The 13,168-nt window shown below is 60.4% G+C and carries 13 protein-coding genes; all 13 read left to right on the top strand.

What is annotated here, in order from left to right; genetic code table 11:
- Positions 1-100: 100 nt before the first annotated feature.
- The 13 genes from QEH57_RS05790 (at position 101) to QEH57_RS05730 (ending at position 13,151) form a co-directional block, all read left to right on the top strand.
- On the top strand, positions 101-952 hold the full coding sequence (locus QEH57_RS05790; protein ID WP_309005744.1) for a hypothetical protein: 852 nt from the start codon (positions 101-103) through the stop codon (positions 950-952).
- A gap of 12 nt (positions 953-964) precedes the next feature.
- Complete coding sequence (locus QEH57_RS05785; protein WP_309005743.1) at positions 965-1,807, top strand: hypothetical protein; 843 nt, start codon at positions 965-967, stop codon at positions 1,805-1,807.
- Positions 1,804-3,135, top strand: coding sequence for a magnesium transporter (gene mgtE / locus QEH57_RS05780; RefSeq protein ID WP_309005742.1), 1,332 nt, complete (start codon positions 1,804-1,806; stop codon positions 3,133-3,135). Before QEH57_RS05785 ends, mgtE begins: the two co-directional genes overlap by 4 nt.
- 24 nt (positions 3,136-3,159) lie before the next feature.
- On the top strand, positions 3,160-4,422 hold the full coding sequence (locus QEH57_RS05775; protein WP_309005741.1) for a Glu/Leu/Phe/Val dehydrogenase: 1,263 nt from the start codon (positions 3,160-3,162) through the stop codon (positions 4,420-4,422).
- A 50-nt stretch (positions 4,423-4,472) separates the two neighbouring features.
- On the top strand, positions 4,473-5,198 hold the full coding sequence (locus tag QEH57_RS05770; RefSeq protein ID WP_309005740.1) for a hypothetical protein: 726 nt from the start codon (positions 4,473-4,475) through the stop codon (positions 5,196-5,198).
- Positions 5,199-5,420: 222 nt separating this feature from the next.
- Positions 5,421-5,873, top strand: a complete 453-nt coding sequence (locus tag QEH57_RS05765) for a RimK/LysX family protein (RefSeq protein ID WP_309005739.1) — start codon at positions 5,421-5,423, stop codon at positions 5,871-5,873.
- Between the two features lie 12 nt (positions 5,874-5,885).
- Positions 5,886-7,103: a 30S ribosomal protein S6--L-glutamate ligase gene (rimK, locus tag QEH57_RS05760; protein WP_309005738.1), complete on the top strand. Its 1,218-nt coding sequence runs from the start codon at positions 5,886-5,888 to the stop codon at positions 7,101-7,103.
- Positions 7,104-8,177, top strand: a complete 1,074-nt coding sequence (locus QEH57_RS05755) for a succinylglutamate desuccinylase/aspartoacylase family protein (RefSeq protein ID WP_309005737.1) — start codon at positions 7,104-7,106, stop codon at positions 8,175-8,177.
- An 18-nt stretch (positions 8,178-8,195) separates the two neighbouring features.
- On the top strand, positions 8,196-8,948 hold the full coding sequence (ppk2, locus tag QEH57_RS05750; RefSeq protein WP_309005736.1) for a polyphosphate kinase 2: 753 nt from the start codon (positions 8,196-8,198) through the stop codon (positions 8,946-8,948).
- A 45-nt stretch (positions 8,949-8,993) separates the two neighbouring features.
- Complete coding sequence (locus QEH57_RS05745; protein ID WP_309005735.1) at positions 8,994-9,701, top strand: C39 family peptidase; 708 nt, start codon at positions 8,994-8,996, stop codon at positions 9,699-9,701.
- Between the two features lie 2 nt (positions 9,702-9,703).
- Positions 9,704-11,176, top strand: coding sequence for a RimK family protein (locus QEH57_RS05740; RefSeq protein WP_309005734.1), 1,473 nt, complete (start codon positions 9,704-9,706; stop codon positions 11,174-11,176).
- Between the two features lie 26 nt (positions 11,177-11,202).
- Positions 11,203-12,441: a glutamate-cysteine ligase family protein gene (locus QEH57_RS05735; protein ID WP_309005733.1), complete on the top strand. Its 1,239-nt coding sequence runs from the start codon at positions 11,203-11,205 to the stop codon at positions 12,439-12,441.
- A gap of 11 nt (positions 12,442-12,452) precedes the next feature.
- Entirely contained in the window at positions 12,453-13,151 is a 699-nt protein-coding gene (locus QEH57_RS05730; RefSeq protein WP_309005732.1) for an N-formylglutamate amidohydrolase, read from the top strand.
- Positions 13,152-13,168 lie beyond the last annotated feature (17 nt).

The raw sequence follows: 13,168 nt of genomic DNA, 5'->3' as shown, positions 1-13,168 counted from the left end.
ACCCACGCTTTCCTAACAATCCGGACCGTTCCGCCTTTCGAAACAAACAGCCACGGCGAGCAGCGATCTCCCTATCGCGGCCGCCCAACACCCATCCCCCATGCCTGAAAGCACCAACAACGCCTTCGACTGGCGCGCCGCCCTCGAGCAAACCTACCAAGAATTCTCGCAGCAACTGCTCAACCACACCCCTGAGCTGCTCGGAGCCATCGCCCTCCTCCTTTCGGGCTGGATCCTCGCCTTCGTCCTCAGGCTGCTTACCCGCAAACTCGTCAGCGGCCTCAACACCGTCTTCCGCAAGGTCGCCAAGGACGACGGCGAGCAACGCCAGCGCATCCGCGAATCCTACTCGCTCATCATCAGCGCCGTCGTGTTCTGGTCGGTGATCGTCTTCTTCGTCGCCGCCAGCGCCAACCTGCTCGGCTGGAGCATGTTCTCCATTTGGCTCGATAACATCGTCAGCTTCCTGCCAAGCCTCGTCACCGGCCTGCTCATCATCCTGGCCGGCTACCTCATCAGCAACGCCGCCCGCTCCGCCATCACCAGCGCCGCGGCCCGTTCCGCCATCCCCCGCTCCTCCGCCCTCCCGCGCATCGTACAGGGCATCATCATCGTCGCCACCGTCATCATCGGAGCCGAGCAAATCGGCCTCAACGTCCACTTCCTTACCAACATCGTTGTAGTTACCAGCGGGATACTGCTCGCCGGAGCCGCCTTCGCCTTCGCCCTCGGAGGCAAGACCCTCGTCGCCAATACCCTGGGAGCCCGCCACCTCAACCAACACTGCCAAATCGGAGACCTGGTCCTCATCGGCGAACAGAAAGGCGAAATCCTGGAAGTCACCCGCACCTCCATCGTCCTGGACTGTCCGGACGGAAAGGTCGTCATCCCCGCGAAGTTCTTCGACGAGCAAGTCACCCGAGTCCTCTCCGATCCCTCCCAAGGCAAGTAAGCGCCCAGCACCATGAGCAAACGAAAGACCACATTGGCCCTGGCCTACCTCAAGGACCACCCCAGGTCCGCCGCTCGCAGCCTCGAGCAAAACCCGCCGGCCGAAATCGCCGCATTCCTCGCCGACACCCCCGTGGCCTACGCAGTCCCCATGCTCACCCACATGCTGCCCCAAGTCGCGGCCCGTGCCTGCAAGATCATGCCCGCCGACACCTGCGCCGACCTGCTCAATCCCCTCGAATCCGTCACCATCGCCGCCATCTTTCGCTACCTGCCGGCCAGCCAACGCCAAGAGCTGCAAAGCCAACTCCCCGCCCGCAAGCGCCGCTCCACCGCCACCCTGCTCGCCTACAAGCAAAACACCGTCGGCAGCTGGATGATCCCCGACGCCCCCGTGCTTCCCAGCGACGGAAACGGAGCCCAAGCCCGCACCATCATCGAAACCATGGAAGGCCAGCAAAAGGCCGACTACCTGTTCGCCGTCGACCGAGACCGCAACCTCATCGGACGTATCCACTACACCGATACTCTCGCTCTCAAGCCCGATCAAAACATCCTCAGCTCCCTCAAGACCAATTGCCGCACCCTCAACGGCAGAACCTCGCTCAGCCAAGCCGCCGAACACCCGGACTGGGACCTGTACGACGTGCTCCCCGTCGTCGGCCCCAACAACCGCTACAACGGCGTGCTGCGACACGTCGACCTGCGGCGCGGACTGCGACACCTCGCCAAGATGGCCCACTCCCAAGGAGCTCGAACCGACATCAACAACAACCTCTCCGACTACGCCCACAGCCTCTACGCCGTCTTCCAAGGCATGGCCCACATGCTCGACTCCGATACCCGCAGCTCATGAACACCCAAGAAACCACCCCTCCCGCTGCGGACCCCGTCTTCATCCTGAACCGGGACTACCTCCTTAACTACACCATCGACGCCGCCCGCCGCATCGAAGCCATGCGCACCGGCGACGCCCTCGACGCCCTCGAGGACCAACCGCCCCACGTCATCGCCCGCGTCTTCGAACGCCTCGCCCCCGGCGCCGCCGACAACATCCTCAAAAACCTCCCCGAAGCCCTCAGTTCCCGCGTGCTCAACAGCGTCGATATCCGCACCGGCACCGCCCTGCTCAGCCGCTGTTCGACCGAGCAACAAGAAAGCCTGCTGGCAAACCTCGACAAAGGGGCCGCCAAGGAATACCGCTCCCTCCTCCAGTATCCCGAGAACTCGGCCGGCGCCATCATGCAGCCCCGCGTCGTCGCCCTCAACCAAAGCGTCACCGTCGAAGCGGCCATCAGCCAAATCAAGCGCCGCAAGGTTTCCAGCCTCCACCACCTGCTCGTGCTCGACGACGAGATGCGCCTCACCGGCACCGTCGATATCCAACGCATCGCCCTCGCCGACGGACACGAAACGCTCGCCTCCCTTTCCCACCCGGTCAAAACCGTCGTCGAGCCGCTCGACCCGCGCGAAGACGTTGTCGCCAAACTGGAAAAGCACCGCGTCGATGTCATCCCCGTCGTCGATATCGACCAGCGCCTGCTCGGCGTCATCGAAGGCCAAAACCTCATCGACGCCCTCCGCGAAAACCTCGCCTCCGACATGCAGACCATGGTGGGTGCCAGCAAGGACGAACGCGCCCTCTCCAGCTCAATATTCTCCGTCAAGAAACGCCACCCCTGGCTCCAGATCAACTTGCTCACCGCCTTCCTCGCCGCCGCCGTAGTCGGAGCCTTCGAAGGCATCATCACCAAATACACCGCCCTCGCCATCCTGCTGCCCATCGCCGCCGGACAATCGGGCAACGCCGGAGCCCAAGCCCTCGCCGTCACCATGCGCGGCTTGACCCTCCGAGAAATCTCCATGCGCCACTGGCTCCGCGTCATGCTCAAGGAGTGCGGAGCCGGCATGCTCAACGGCATCGGCATCGCCATCACCTGCTCCACCGCCATCTACCTCTGGAGCCGCAGCAGCGGCCTCGCCCTCGTCATGGCCCTAGCCATGATCGTTTCCATGACCATCGCCGGCGTATCCGGAGCTCTGGTACCGATCCTTCTTAAACGCTTCGGCTTAGATCCCGCCCAATCCTCTTCCATCGTCCTCACCACCGTAACCGACATCGCCGGTTTCATGTCCTTTCTCGGCATCGCCACCCTGCTCTCAAGCATGCTCGAAGCCGGCTAAACCCAAACATCCAACGACTTCCAAATGAATTCCAACATCTACAAGTCGACCGTGTTCGACATGGCCTGCCTGCAGTTCGACCGCGCCGCGGATATCCTCCAAATGGACCACCGCCTGCGCGAGCGCGTCAAGACCCCCAAACGCTGCATGATCGTATCCTGTCCCATAGAACTGGATACAGGAGAAATCGTCGTCTACGAAGGCTTCCGCGTGCAGCATCACCTTTCCATGGGCCCGACCAAAGGCGGACTGCGCTTCCACCCAAAAGTCGACCTGGGCGAAGTAGCCGCCCTCGCCATGTGGATGAGTTGGAAGTGCGCCCTGGTCGACCTCCCTTACGGCGGAGCCAAAGGCGGCATCGCCGTCGATCCCCACACCCTTTCCGCCAACGAACTAGAGCACCTCTCGCGTCGCTACATGCAGGAGATGATTCCCTTCGTCGGCACCAACGTGGACGTCATGGCGCCGGACATGGGCACCAACGAACAAATTATGGCCTGGATGATGGATACCTATTCCAGCTACGTCGGCAGCAGCGCTCCCGCGATCGTAACCGGAAAACCGATCGGAGCAGGCGGTTCCGAAGGGCGACGCGAAGCCACCGGCCGCGGTGCCGCGTATTTGGCCCGTACCTACATGCAAGACCTCGGCATCGCCCCGCAAAGCGCCACCGTAATTATCCAAGGCTTCGGAAACGTCGGCTCGGAAGCGGCCAAGGCCTTCGTCGAATACGGAACCAAAGTCATCGGCATCAGCGACGTCAGCGGAGCCTTTTTCAATCCCAAGGGCCTCGACATCGAAGACGCCCTCGAACACGTGGCCAAGAACAGGAGCCTTGCCGGCTGGAACGGCGGCGACTCCCTTAGCAACGAAGAGCTGCTCGAGCAACCTTGCGATCTCCTCATGCCCGCCGCACTGGAGCGGGTCATCCACGCCGAGAACGCGAGCAAGATCCAATGCCGCATCCTCTGCGAAGCCGCCAACGGACCGACCACCAACGAAGCCGACGCCATCCTGCTCGAGCGCGGCGACGTGCTCGTCATCCCCGACGTGCTCTGCAACAGCGGCGGCGTCATCGTCTCCTACTTCGAATGGGTGCAGGACTTGCAAAGCACCTTCTGGACCCGCGACGAAGTCCTCTCCAAACTCTACGTCATCCTCGAACGAGCGAAAACGAAAGTGGAAAAACAAAAGCAACGCTACGGCTGCTCCCGCCGCGAAGCCGCTCTCAGCCTCGGCATCAGCAAGGTCGCCGAAGCCAAACGCCTGCGAGGCCTCTTCCCTTAGAAAATGTTCACCACGGAAACCGCTCTCCGTATCCACTTTTCAAGACTTCCATGAAACACAAATTCCAGCTTACCATCGACAGCATCGAAACCGTCGAAGAAATCCCGAGCACCTGGCCGCCCGAGCAATGCCTCGCCTTGCTCAAGCACCTCGAATTTTCCGACTCCGACAAAGTCGAGTCCGAACAGCTGCGCGACTACGCCGTCATGGCCCTGCAAGACCTCGAGATAGAAGACGCTGCCAAAGCCTTGCTCGACTTCACCTTCGGCGCCCAGCTCCCCAAGGGCAAAAAGCAGAACATCGCCGAAGACATCCAGCGCGAGCCACTCTGGGAAGAGTATCCAGATCTCGCATACCACGAGCCGATCTTCAACATCCAGCGACTCTTCAACCTCGCCTTCGAGCAAACGCCCAAGCCCGAGGTCAACCGCCTCCAGGCAACCCTCGGCGGAACGGACCCCGCGTCCGACGCCTACCTCGAGCAGATCCTGGCAAGCCCCAAGCCGGAGGCCTTCATCGTGCGCTGCCTCGCCGCCGCCTTGCCGGAAGACGCGATCCTCAACCGCCTCTTCGAAGACCCCATCCACAGCGCCGCCTTCCCCGAAGCCGAATACATCGTCTGGCACGTGCAAAAAGCACCGGCCGCCAAAAGCGAAAAGGGCCGGGCCGCCTTTTCCCTCACACTCTACTGCCCCCAGCGCTGGTCCAACCAGCTCGAGGACGCCGGCCAAACCCTCTGCCAACCCTACCTCGATCCCGAGGAAACCGACCACTGAAGCCGCGCCTAGCGCGCCCCAGTTCGAAGCGCGCCAGCCCGGAGCCAAATCCGCCACGAACCTCACTCCAATACATGCCAAAAAATCTTCCTGAAAAGCCGATTTTAGCGCTTGCACTTTGCGAAAAAGAGTCGATGTCTCAGCCCGTAAATCGCGGCGTTGCCACAGAAGAGCAATCGAACGCCTCGCGAGCGTCTTTTTTACTTACGTCGCCCATAGAAAATGTCACATAGCCACCCAACCCTCATCGGTTGGAAAGAGTCTATCGACCTCCCTGAGTGGGGGATTTCAGACATCACTGCCAAAACAGATACCGGCGCCCGTCGCTCCGCTATCGATGTAGAGAACATCGTCGAACTTCCGGGAAACCGCGTCCAGTTCGACGTCGCTGCCGACCGTCGTACCGGACAGCTGAAGAAGACGATCGTCGCCAAGATAGAGCACCAAACCCACGTGCGCTCCAGCAACGGCCAACAGCACGAACGTTACTTCGTTGCCACCAAGGTCCGCGTCGGCGACACTGTCAAAAAAATCGAACTCAGCCTCAGCAACCGCAAGCACATGCAGTGCCGTATGCTGCTCGGGCGCCTCGCCCTCGAAGGCGACTTCATCGTGGACTGCTCCAAGTCCTTTCTCACCCGCCCCAACCGAAAGCCGAAACTCGGCAAACGCTAAAATATTTCCGCCATGGACCCACTAAAAATCGCCATCCTCTCCCGAGGACCCCGCCTCTACAGTACCCGCAGACTACGCGAAGCCGCCGAAAAGCGCGGCCACAAGGTCAAGGTACTCGATACCATGAAGTTCGCTCTCTACATCGAGTCGGGGCAGCCGGACCTCACCTTCGGCGGCAAGCCGCTGAGCTCCTACGACGCCATCATCCCGCGTATCGGAACTTCCATTACCTTTTTCGGTTCCTCCGTCGTACGCCAATTCGAGCAGATGGGTACCTACTGTTTGAATACAGCGGACGCCATCCTCGCTTCCCGCGACAAGCTGGCCTCCATGCAGGAACTCTCCAGCCACAACGTCGGCATCGCGGAAACCGCCTTCGTGCGCAACCCGACCGACGTGCTCAAAGCCATCCAAGCCATGGGCGGCGCCCCGGTCGTCATCAAGCTGCTGCAGGGGACCCAAGGCATCGGCGTCATCCTCGCCGAAACCAACAAGGTCGCCGAGGCCATCATCGAAACCCTCGGCGCCGTTAAGCAAAACGTGCTGGTGCAGAAGTTCGTCGCCGAATCCAAAGGCCGCGACATCCGCGCCTTTGTGGTGGGCGACCGCGTCGTCGCCGCCATGCGCCGCACCGCCGCCGGCCAGGAGTTCCGCTCCAACGTGCACCGCGGCGGCAACACCCAGTCCGTCACCCTCGATCCCGAATACGAGCGCACCGCCGTCAAGGCCGCCCAGATCCTCAACCTCAGCGTAGCCGGCGTCGACATGCTCGAAGGCAAGGACGGCCCCGTCATCATGGAAGTCAATTCCTCGCCCGGACTCGAAGGCATCGAAGGCGCCACCGGCATCGATATCGCAGGCGAGATCATCCAGTTCATGGAAGAGCAAATCCGCTTCGGAAACATCGACGTGCGCGAACGCCTGGCCCTCACCAAAGGCTACGCCGTCACCGAGTTCGCCGTCGAGGCCAACTCCGAGATCGCCGGCAAGACCATTACGGAATCCGGCCTGCGCGAACGCGACATCGTGGTCATGCGCCTGGTCCGCGGACAGGACCACATCGCCAACCCCAAGGGCACCCGCGTCATCGAAGCGGGCGACCACCTCCTTTGCTACGGATTGCGGGCCGCCCTCCAAGGCCTCCTCCCCGCCTTCGCCAAGAGCAAGCGCCGCAAGAAGAAAAGCTCGCTCACCAAAAAGGCGACCAAACCAGCCGACCCGAACTCCTAAATGGCACCTGTTAGAAAAAGCGCCCTCAAGATTGGCGGCGTCACCATCCGCGCCGGCGAAACCAAGGACATCGGCCTCGACCTATCCGAAACCTATACGGGCGACACCATCCGCATGCCCGTGCGCGTCATCCGCTCCAAGAAGCCCGGCCCGCGCGTCTTCATCACCGCGGCCATCCACGGCGACGAGATCAACGGCACCGGCATCATCCACGACTTCCTCTTCGGCGAAGCCTGCGAGATCAAGTGCGGCACCCTCATCCTCGTACCGGTGGTCAACGTGCTCGGCTTCGAAAACAACCAGCGCTACCTGCCCGACCGCCGCGACCTCAACCGCTACTTTCCGGGATCTCAAAACGGTAGCATGGCAGGCCGCATCGCCCACAAGCTGATGAACGAGATCGCCAAGAAGTGCGACTACGGCATCGACCTCCACTCCGCCGCCTTCCAACGCACCAACTACCCGAACGTGCGGGCCGACCTCAGCAGCCCCGCCATCCGCAAGCTGGCATCCGCCTTCGGCTGCGCCCTCGTCATCGACGGCAAGGGCCCCCTCGGGTCCTTCCGCCGCGAATGCGCCCGCGCCGGCGTGCCCACCATCATCCTGGAAGCGGGCGAGCCCTGGAAGATCGAACCCAGCGTATTGCAAATCGGAGTACAAGGCATCCGCAACGTCCTCATCCACCTGGGCATGCAGGACGGAGACTCCATGCCTCCTCCCTTCCAAGCCACCATCCGCAAGACCCAGTGGGTACGCGCCACCGTCGGCGGCATCCTGAAGTTCCACATTAGCCCTGGCGAATTCGTGCGCGAAGGGCACGCCATCGCCACCAACTACAGCATCCTCGGGGAAGAACAAAACATCATCACCAGCCCCACCCACGGCATCGCCATCGGCATGGCCACCATGCCCGCGGTCAAGCCGGGCGAACCCGTCTGCCATATCGCCAAATTGTCCGAAAGCCAAATCAAGCGGTACGAGCGAAACCTCAACAAGGACAAGACTGACCCCTACAAACAGGCCCAGTCCGACCTCGCGACCAACGTCGACGTGGTCGAGGTCTCCGAATCCTAGAGCCCGCGCCTCCGCGCCATGAGCAACGAACTGACCGAAGAGTACCTCCTGGAGTTTCGCAACCTCCAGCGCGAGCTCGTGCTGCTGCAGCAATCGATCCAAACCGAAGGCCGCCGCCTGCTCGTAATCTTCGAGGGACGCGACACCGCCGGCAAAGGCGGCGCCATTCGCCGCTTCGCCGAACACCTCAACCCCCGCTTCCTCAACGTCATCGCCTTGCCCAAGCCCACCCAGGAAGAAAGCGGCCAATGGTTCTTCCAGCGCTACCTGCGCCACATGCCCAATCCGGGCGAAATCGTATTCTTCGACCGCAGCTGGTACAACCGCGCCGTAGTGGAGCCAGTCATGGGCTTTTGCACGCCCCAGCAGCACGAGATGTTCATGCAACAAGTTCCCGTAGTGGAAAACATGCTCATCGACGACGGTATCCAAATTATAAAACTTTGGTTCTCCATCAACCGGGAAGCCCAAGGCCAGCGCATCGAACGCCGCGCCTCCGACATCCTCTACCAGTGGAAGCTCAGCACCATCGACGCCCTCGCCCAGGAGAAATGGGACGACTTCACCCAATACAAGGAGCGCATGTTCGAGCTCACCCATAGCGACAAGTCCCCCTGGATCATCGTCGACGGCAACGACAAGGGCGTCGCCCGCATGGAAGCCATCCGCTACGTTCTCTCCCAGTGCGACTACCAACGCAAAGGAGAGCTCGGAGTCCCCCTTGAACCGAATTCTATGATTGTCTCCCGCTACAAAAACAGAGACAAGTAACCGCAATCGCACCCAAGAGGTTTCCACACTTAGGACACCTAGAAAATGAAAACGAACCCATCGCGCCGCGAACTGAAAATGCAGGCGCAACCCACCGAGACCAGCTGCGGTCCCACCTGCCTGCAGGCAGTGTATCAACATTTCGAGGACGACTACGCCCTCGAGCAAATCATTTCCGACATCCCGGAAAATCCCGACGGCGGCACCTATTCCGTCATGCTCGCCAACCATGCTCTGAAGCGCGGGTACCAAGCCACCATCTACAGTTACAACCTCCGCGTATTCGACCCGACCTGGGCCAACCTCAAGTCCGACGAAATCAGCAAAAAGCTGGCCGTCCGCCGCGAACACAGCAGCAGCAAACGGGCCCGAGCCAATCTCTCCGCCTACATCGAATACCTCGAGCGAGGCGGCACCATCCGCTTCGACGAACTTGACTCCGCTCTGCTCGCCATGCTCCTCGCCCACGGCAACCCCGTCATCGCCGGGCTCAACTCCACCCACCTCTACCGCACCTCCCGACTCAAGAAGAACGGCAAGGACGACGACGTAACCGGCGACGTAGAAGGACACTTCGTAACGCTTTTTGAATACGACCACGCCAACAAGCAGATCCTCGTAGCCGATCCCTACCACAAAAACCCGCTCTCCGATTCCCTGATCTACGCCATAGATCCGCAACGTCTCATAAATTCCGTCATGCTCGGCATCGTCACCTACGACGCCAACCTGCTCCTAATCGAAAAAAAGTGAAGATGAACTCCCAAGAATCAGCCTTTCGCATCGTCGTCGACTCGCTTTCTAAAATCCCCGAGCGCTTCCAAGAACTGCCGCTCATTACCTCGAGCGAGTACCTGTCTTCCGAATACGCCGAGAAAAAGCGCATCAAGGTCATAAACCTCTGCTCCCACAAGAAGGCGCTCTCCACCAGCTACTACGTCTCGCTGCTCGCCGACGCCCGCAGCCACCGCTGCCTACCGGAAGCCAAGACCCTACACCAAATCGAGAGCAAGGTCCTCATCCGCGACGCGATCCGCGAACACGACGAACTCATCCAGAGCTCCTTCAAGCGCCTCGCCGCCCACGAGTTCACCCTCAGCGTCTACTTCGGAAAGAACCTCGCCAAGGCCTACGACAAGCTGGCCAAGCGACTCTACTCCCTCTTCCCTTGCCCGCTCGCCCGCTACGAGTTCCACAAGCGGGACGGAAAGTGGAAGCTCAACGAAATCACCCAGCTCGGCCTGCACCAAGTTCCCGACGAACACCACGAGTTCATCGAGACCGAGCTCAACTCGCTTTTCCACAAGCGCTGGCGGCGCGACCAGTCCAACAAGACTCCACGCTACGAAATCGCCATCCTCGCCAACGAGCAGGAAGCCAACGCGCCCTCCGACAAAGCCGCCCTCGACGCCTTTTGCAAAGCCGCGAACCAGCTCGACATGCGAGCCGAAATCCTCACACCGCGCGACCTGCCGCGCCTCATGGAATTCGACGCGCTCTTCATCCGCGAAACCACTCGCCTCGACAACCATACCATGCGCTTCGCCCTCAAGGCGGAACGTTCCGGCATGGTCGTGATCGACGATCCCGAGTCCATCCGCCGTTGCTGCAACAAGGTATTCCTCGCCGAGCTCCTTCGTACCCATAATATCCCTACGCCAAACTCGACGCTCGTCACCCGACGCAACGTCAACGAACTCGCCGAGAACTTCCACTACCCGATCGTCGTCAAGATCCCCGACGGCTCCTTCTCCATCGGCGTACACAAAGTCCGTTCCTCCCAAGAATTCCACACCCTCTGCAAGAAGCTGCTGCAAACCTCCAGCATCCTCATCGCCCAAGAGTTCGTTCCTACCGAATTCGACTGGCGCATCGGCATCATCGACGGAACTCCCCTGTATGCCTGCCGCTACTACATGAGCAAAGGCCACTGGCAAATCTACAACCACGCCGTCAAGGGCGACGACTTCTGCGGCGACAGCAACGGCGTCCCCATCTCCAACGTCCCGCCATGCGTGCTCGATACTGCGCTCAAAGCTGCCGGCCTCATCGGCAACGGCTTCTATGGCGTGGACCTCAAGCAACACGGCGACACTGCCTTGGTGATTGAGGTAAACGACAACCCTAGCATCGACGCCGGCATCGAAGACGAGCTTATCGGCGACGAGCTTTACCTCGCCGTCATGAACACCTTCCTAAAGCGTCTCGAATCCAAGCACGCCCGCTAACGCCACGACTTCCAACACCTTTCTCAATGTCCAAGAAAACACTCTCAATCTTCGAAGCCTTCGGCATCGAACTTGAATACATGATCGTCGATCGCGATACGCTTCGCCCCTGCCCGATCGCCGAATCCATCCTGCTCGACGAAAATGGAAATACCACCCAGGAAATCTCCCTCGGGTCCATCGACGTATCCAACGAGCTCGCCACCCATGTGCTCGAATTCAAGACCGCTGGGCCGACTTCGGACCTGGAGCAGCTCGAGTCCGACTTCCACGACGCCATCGCCGAAATGAATTCGCGGCTCGCCGCCCACAACGCCATGCTGGCCCCCGGCGGCATCCATCCCTTCATGGACCCCAGCGTCGAAGGAAAGACTTGGAGCGAAGGCGATCGCACGATCTACGAAGCCTACGACCGCATTTTCGGCTGCAGCAGCCACGGCTGGTTCAACCTGCAAAGCTGCCACATCAACCTCCCCTTCGCCAACGAAGAGGAATTCGCCCGCCTCCACGCCGCCATCATCCTCATCCTGCCCTATCTGCCGGCCCTCGCGGCGAGCAGTCCCATTATCGAAGGCGAATATCGTGGATTTCTGGATACACGCATCGACGTCTATAAAAACAACCAGGCAAAGGTACCGGAAATAGCGGGCAACATCATTCCCGAGCCCATCTTCACCTACCAGGACTACCAAACGGAAATCCTGCAAAAGACCTACCAAGCCATCAAGCCCTACGATCCGGACGGCATCCTCCAATACGAATGGCTAAACTCTCGTGGAGCCATCGCTCGCTTCGACCGCAACGCCATCGAGATCCGACTTTTGGATACACAAGAGAATCCGACGCAAGACATCGGAATCTGCAGCCTAATCATCGCCCTGCTGGAAAGCCTCTGCGCCTTGGATATCGAGACGCTCAAAGAGTTCGCAACCCGCTACACGCCTAAGGAACGCAAGGAACAGCTCATGGCCATTGCCCGCGACGGATTCGAAGCGGACCTGCTCCTGCGCGACCTCGCGGAACTCTTCGACCTGAAGGCGAATGAAACCTCCGTAGGCGAGCTGTGGGCAAAGATCGTGGACGTCCTCAAGAACCACCCGCGCGTCTCCAAGCGCCGCGAAGCCCTCGGCTATATCCTGCAAGAAGGCAACCTCGCCGAACGAATCTTGGCTCGCGTCGGGAAAAAGCCGAACCAGGAACAGCTCCGCGAAACCATGGCCCAGCTGAGCTCCTGCCTCGCCAACTCGGAACCGTTCACCAACTGAGAGAAAAGCGGATGAGCGCCTCCTACAAATTCATCGTCACCGCTGAGCATGCTTCCGCTGAGATTCCCAACAGCCTGAAGCTCGCCTTGCAAACCTACGCCGCGAGCTGCGAAACCCACCAGGTCTACGATCCGGGAACCAAAGCCATCGCCGAAGAACTCGCCCACAAACTAAGCTGCCCGCTTATCCTTGGCCAATTCTCTCGCCTCGCGGTCGACCTGAATCGCTCCATTGGAAACCCCAGCCAATTTAGCCCAATCGTTTACGACCTCTGCGAGTCCGAAAAAGCCCGGCTGCTAACCGAGATCTTCATCCCCTTCCGAGCGGAGGCCCGCCGCAGCATCGAAGCTGCCCAGCACGAAGACTGCACTGTCGTTCACCTCTCCATCCACTCCTTCACCAAAACCTTCCAAGGAAAACGGCGTGACGTCGACCTAGGCATCCTCTTCGACGACCAACGCCCCGCCGAAGAAGCCTTCAGCAAGAAGCTCCTGAAACTCCTAAAAATCGTGCTTCCCGATCTCGAGATCCGCCCCAACGAACCCTACCATGGACGCGAAGACGGCCACACCACCGCACTCCGCAAACGGTATCCCGAAAGCAAATACATCGGAATCGAACTTGAATTCAGCCAAGCCCTCGACCTCGATCTCGACGGCGAATCCTACGCAACCATCCTCGCCAAAGCCCTGAAAGCGGTCACCCGCTAACTCGCTACTTCTCGCGA

Origin of the sequence: Pelagicoccus sp. SDUM812005 (assembly GCF_031127875.1) — a bacterium.
Classification (GTDB): domain Bacteria; phylum Verrucomicrobiota; class Verrucomicrobiia; order Opitutales; family Opitutaceae; genus Pelagicoccus.
This window is presented reverse-complemented; position numbering and strand designations above follow the sequence as displayed.

Coding starts and splice junctions, on each gene's coding strand:
- QEH57_RS05755 (WP_309005737.1), top strand. CDS start 7,104: ATGGCACCTGTTAGAAAAAGCGCCCTCAAGATTGGCGGCGTCACCATC.
- QEH57_RS05745 (WP_309005735.1), top strand. CDS start 8,994: ATGAAAACGAACCCATCGCGCCGCGAACTGAAAATGCAGGCGCAACCC.
- QEH57_RS05765 (WP_309005739.1), top strand. CDS start 5,421: ATGTCACATAGCCACCCAACCCTCATCGGTTGGAAAGAGTCTATCGAC.
- QEH57_RS05775 (WP_309005741.1), top strand. CDS start 3,160: ATGAATTCCAACATCTACAAGTCGACCGTGTTCGACATGGCCTGCCTG.
- ppk2 (WP_309005736.1), top strand. CDS start 8,196: ATGAGCAACGAACTGACCGAAGAGTACCTCCTGGAGTTTCGCAACCTC.
- QEH57_RS05735 (WP_309005733.1), top strand. CDS start 11,203: ATGTCCAAGAAAACACTCTCAATCTTCGAAGCCTTCGGCATCGAACTT.
- QEH57_RS05740 (WP_309005734.1), top strand. CDS start 9,704: ATGAACTCCCAAGAATCAGCCTTTCGCATCGTCGTCGACTCGCTTTCT.
- QEH57_RS05730 (WP_309005732.1), top strand. CDS start 12,453: ATGAGCGCCTCCTACAAATTCATCGTCACCGCTGAGCATGCTTCCGCT.
- QEH57_RS05770 (WP_309005740.1), top strand. CDS start 4,473: ATGAAACACAAATTCCAGCTTACCATCGACAGCATCGAAACCGTCGAA.
- rimK (WP_309005738.1), top strand. CDS start 5,886: ATGGACCCACTAAAAATCGCCATCCTCTCCCGAGGACCCCGCCTCTAC.
- mgtE (WP_309005742.1), top strand. CDS start 1,804: ATGAACACCCAAGAAACCACCCCTCCCGCTGCGGACCCCGTCTTCATC.
- QEH57_RS05790 (WP_309005744.1), top strand. CDS start 101: ATGCCTGAAAGCACCAACAACGCCTTCGACTGGCGCGCCGCCCTCGAG.
- QEH57_RS05785 (WP_309005743.1), top strand. CDS start 965: ATGAGCAAACGAAAGACCACATTGGCCCTGGCCTACCTCAAGGACCAC.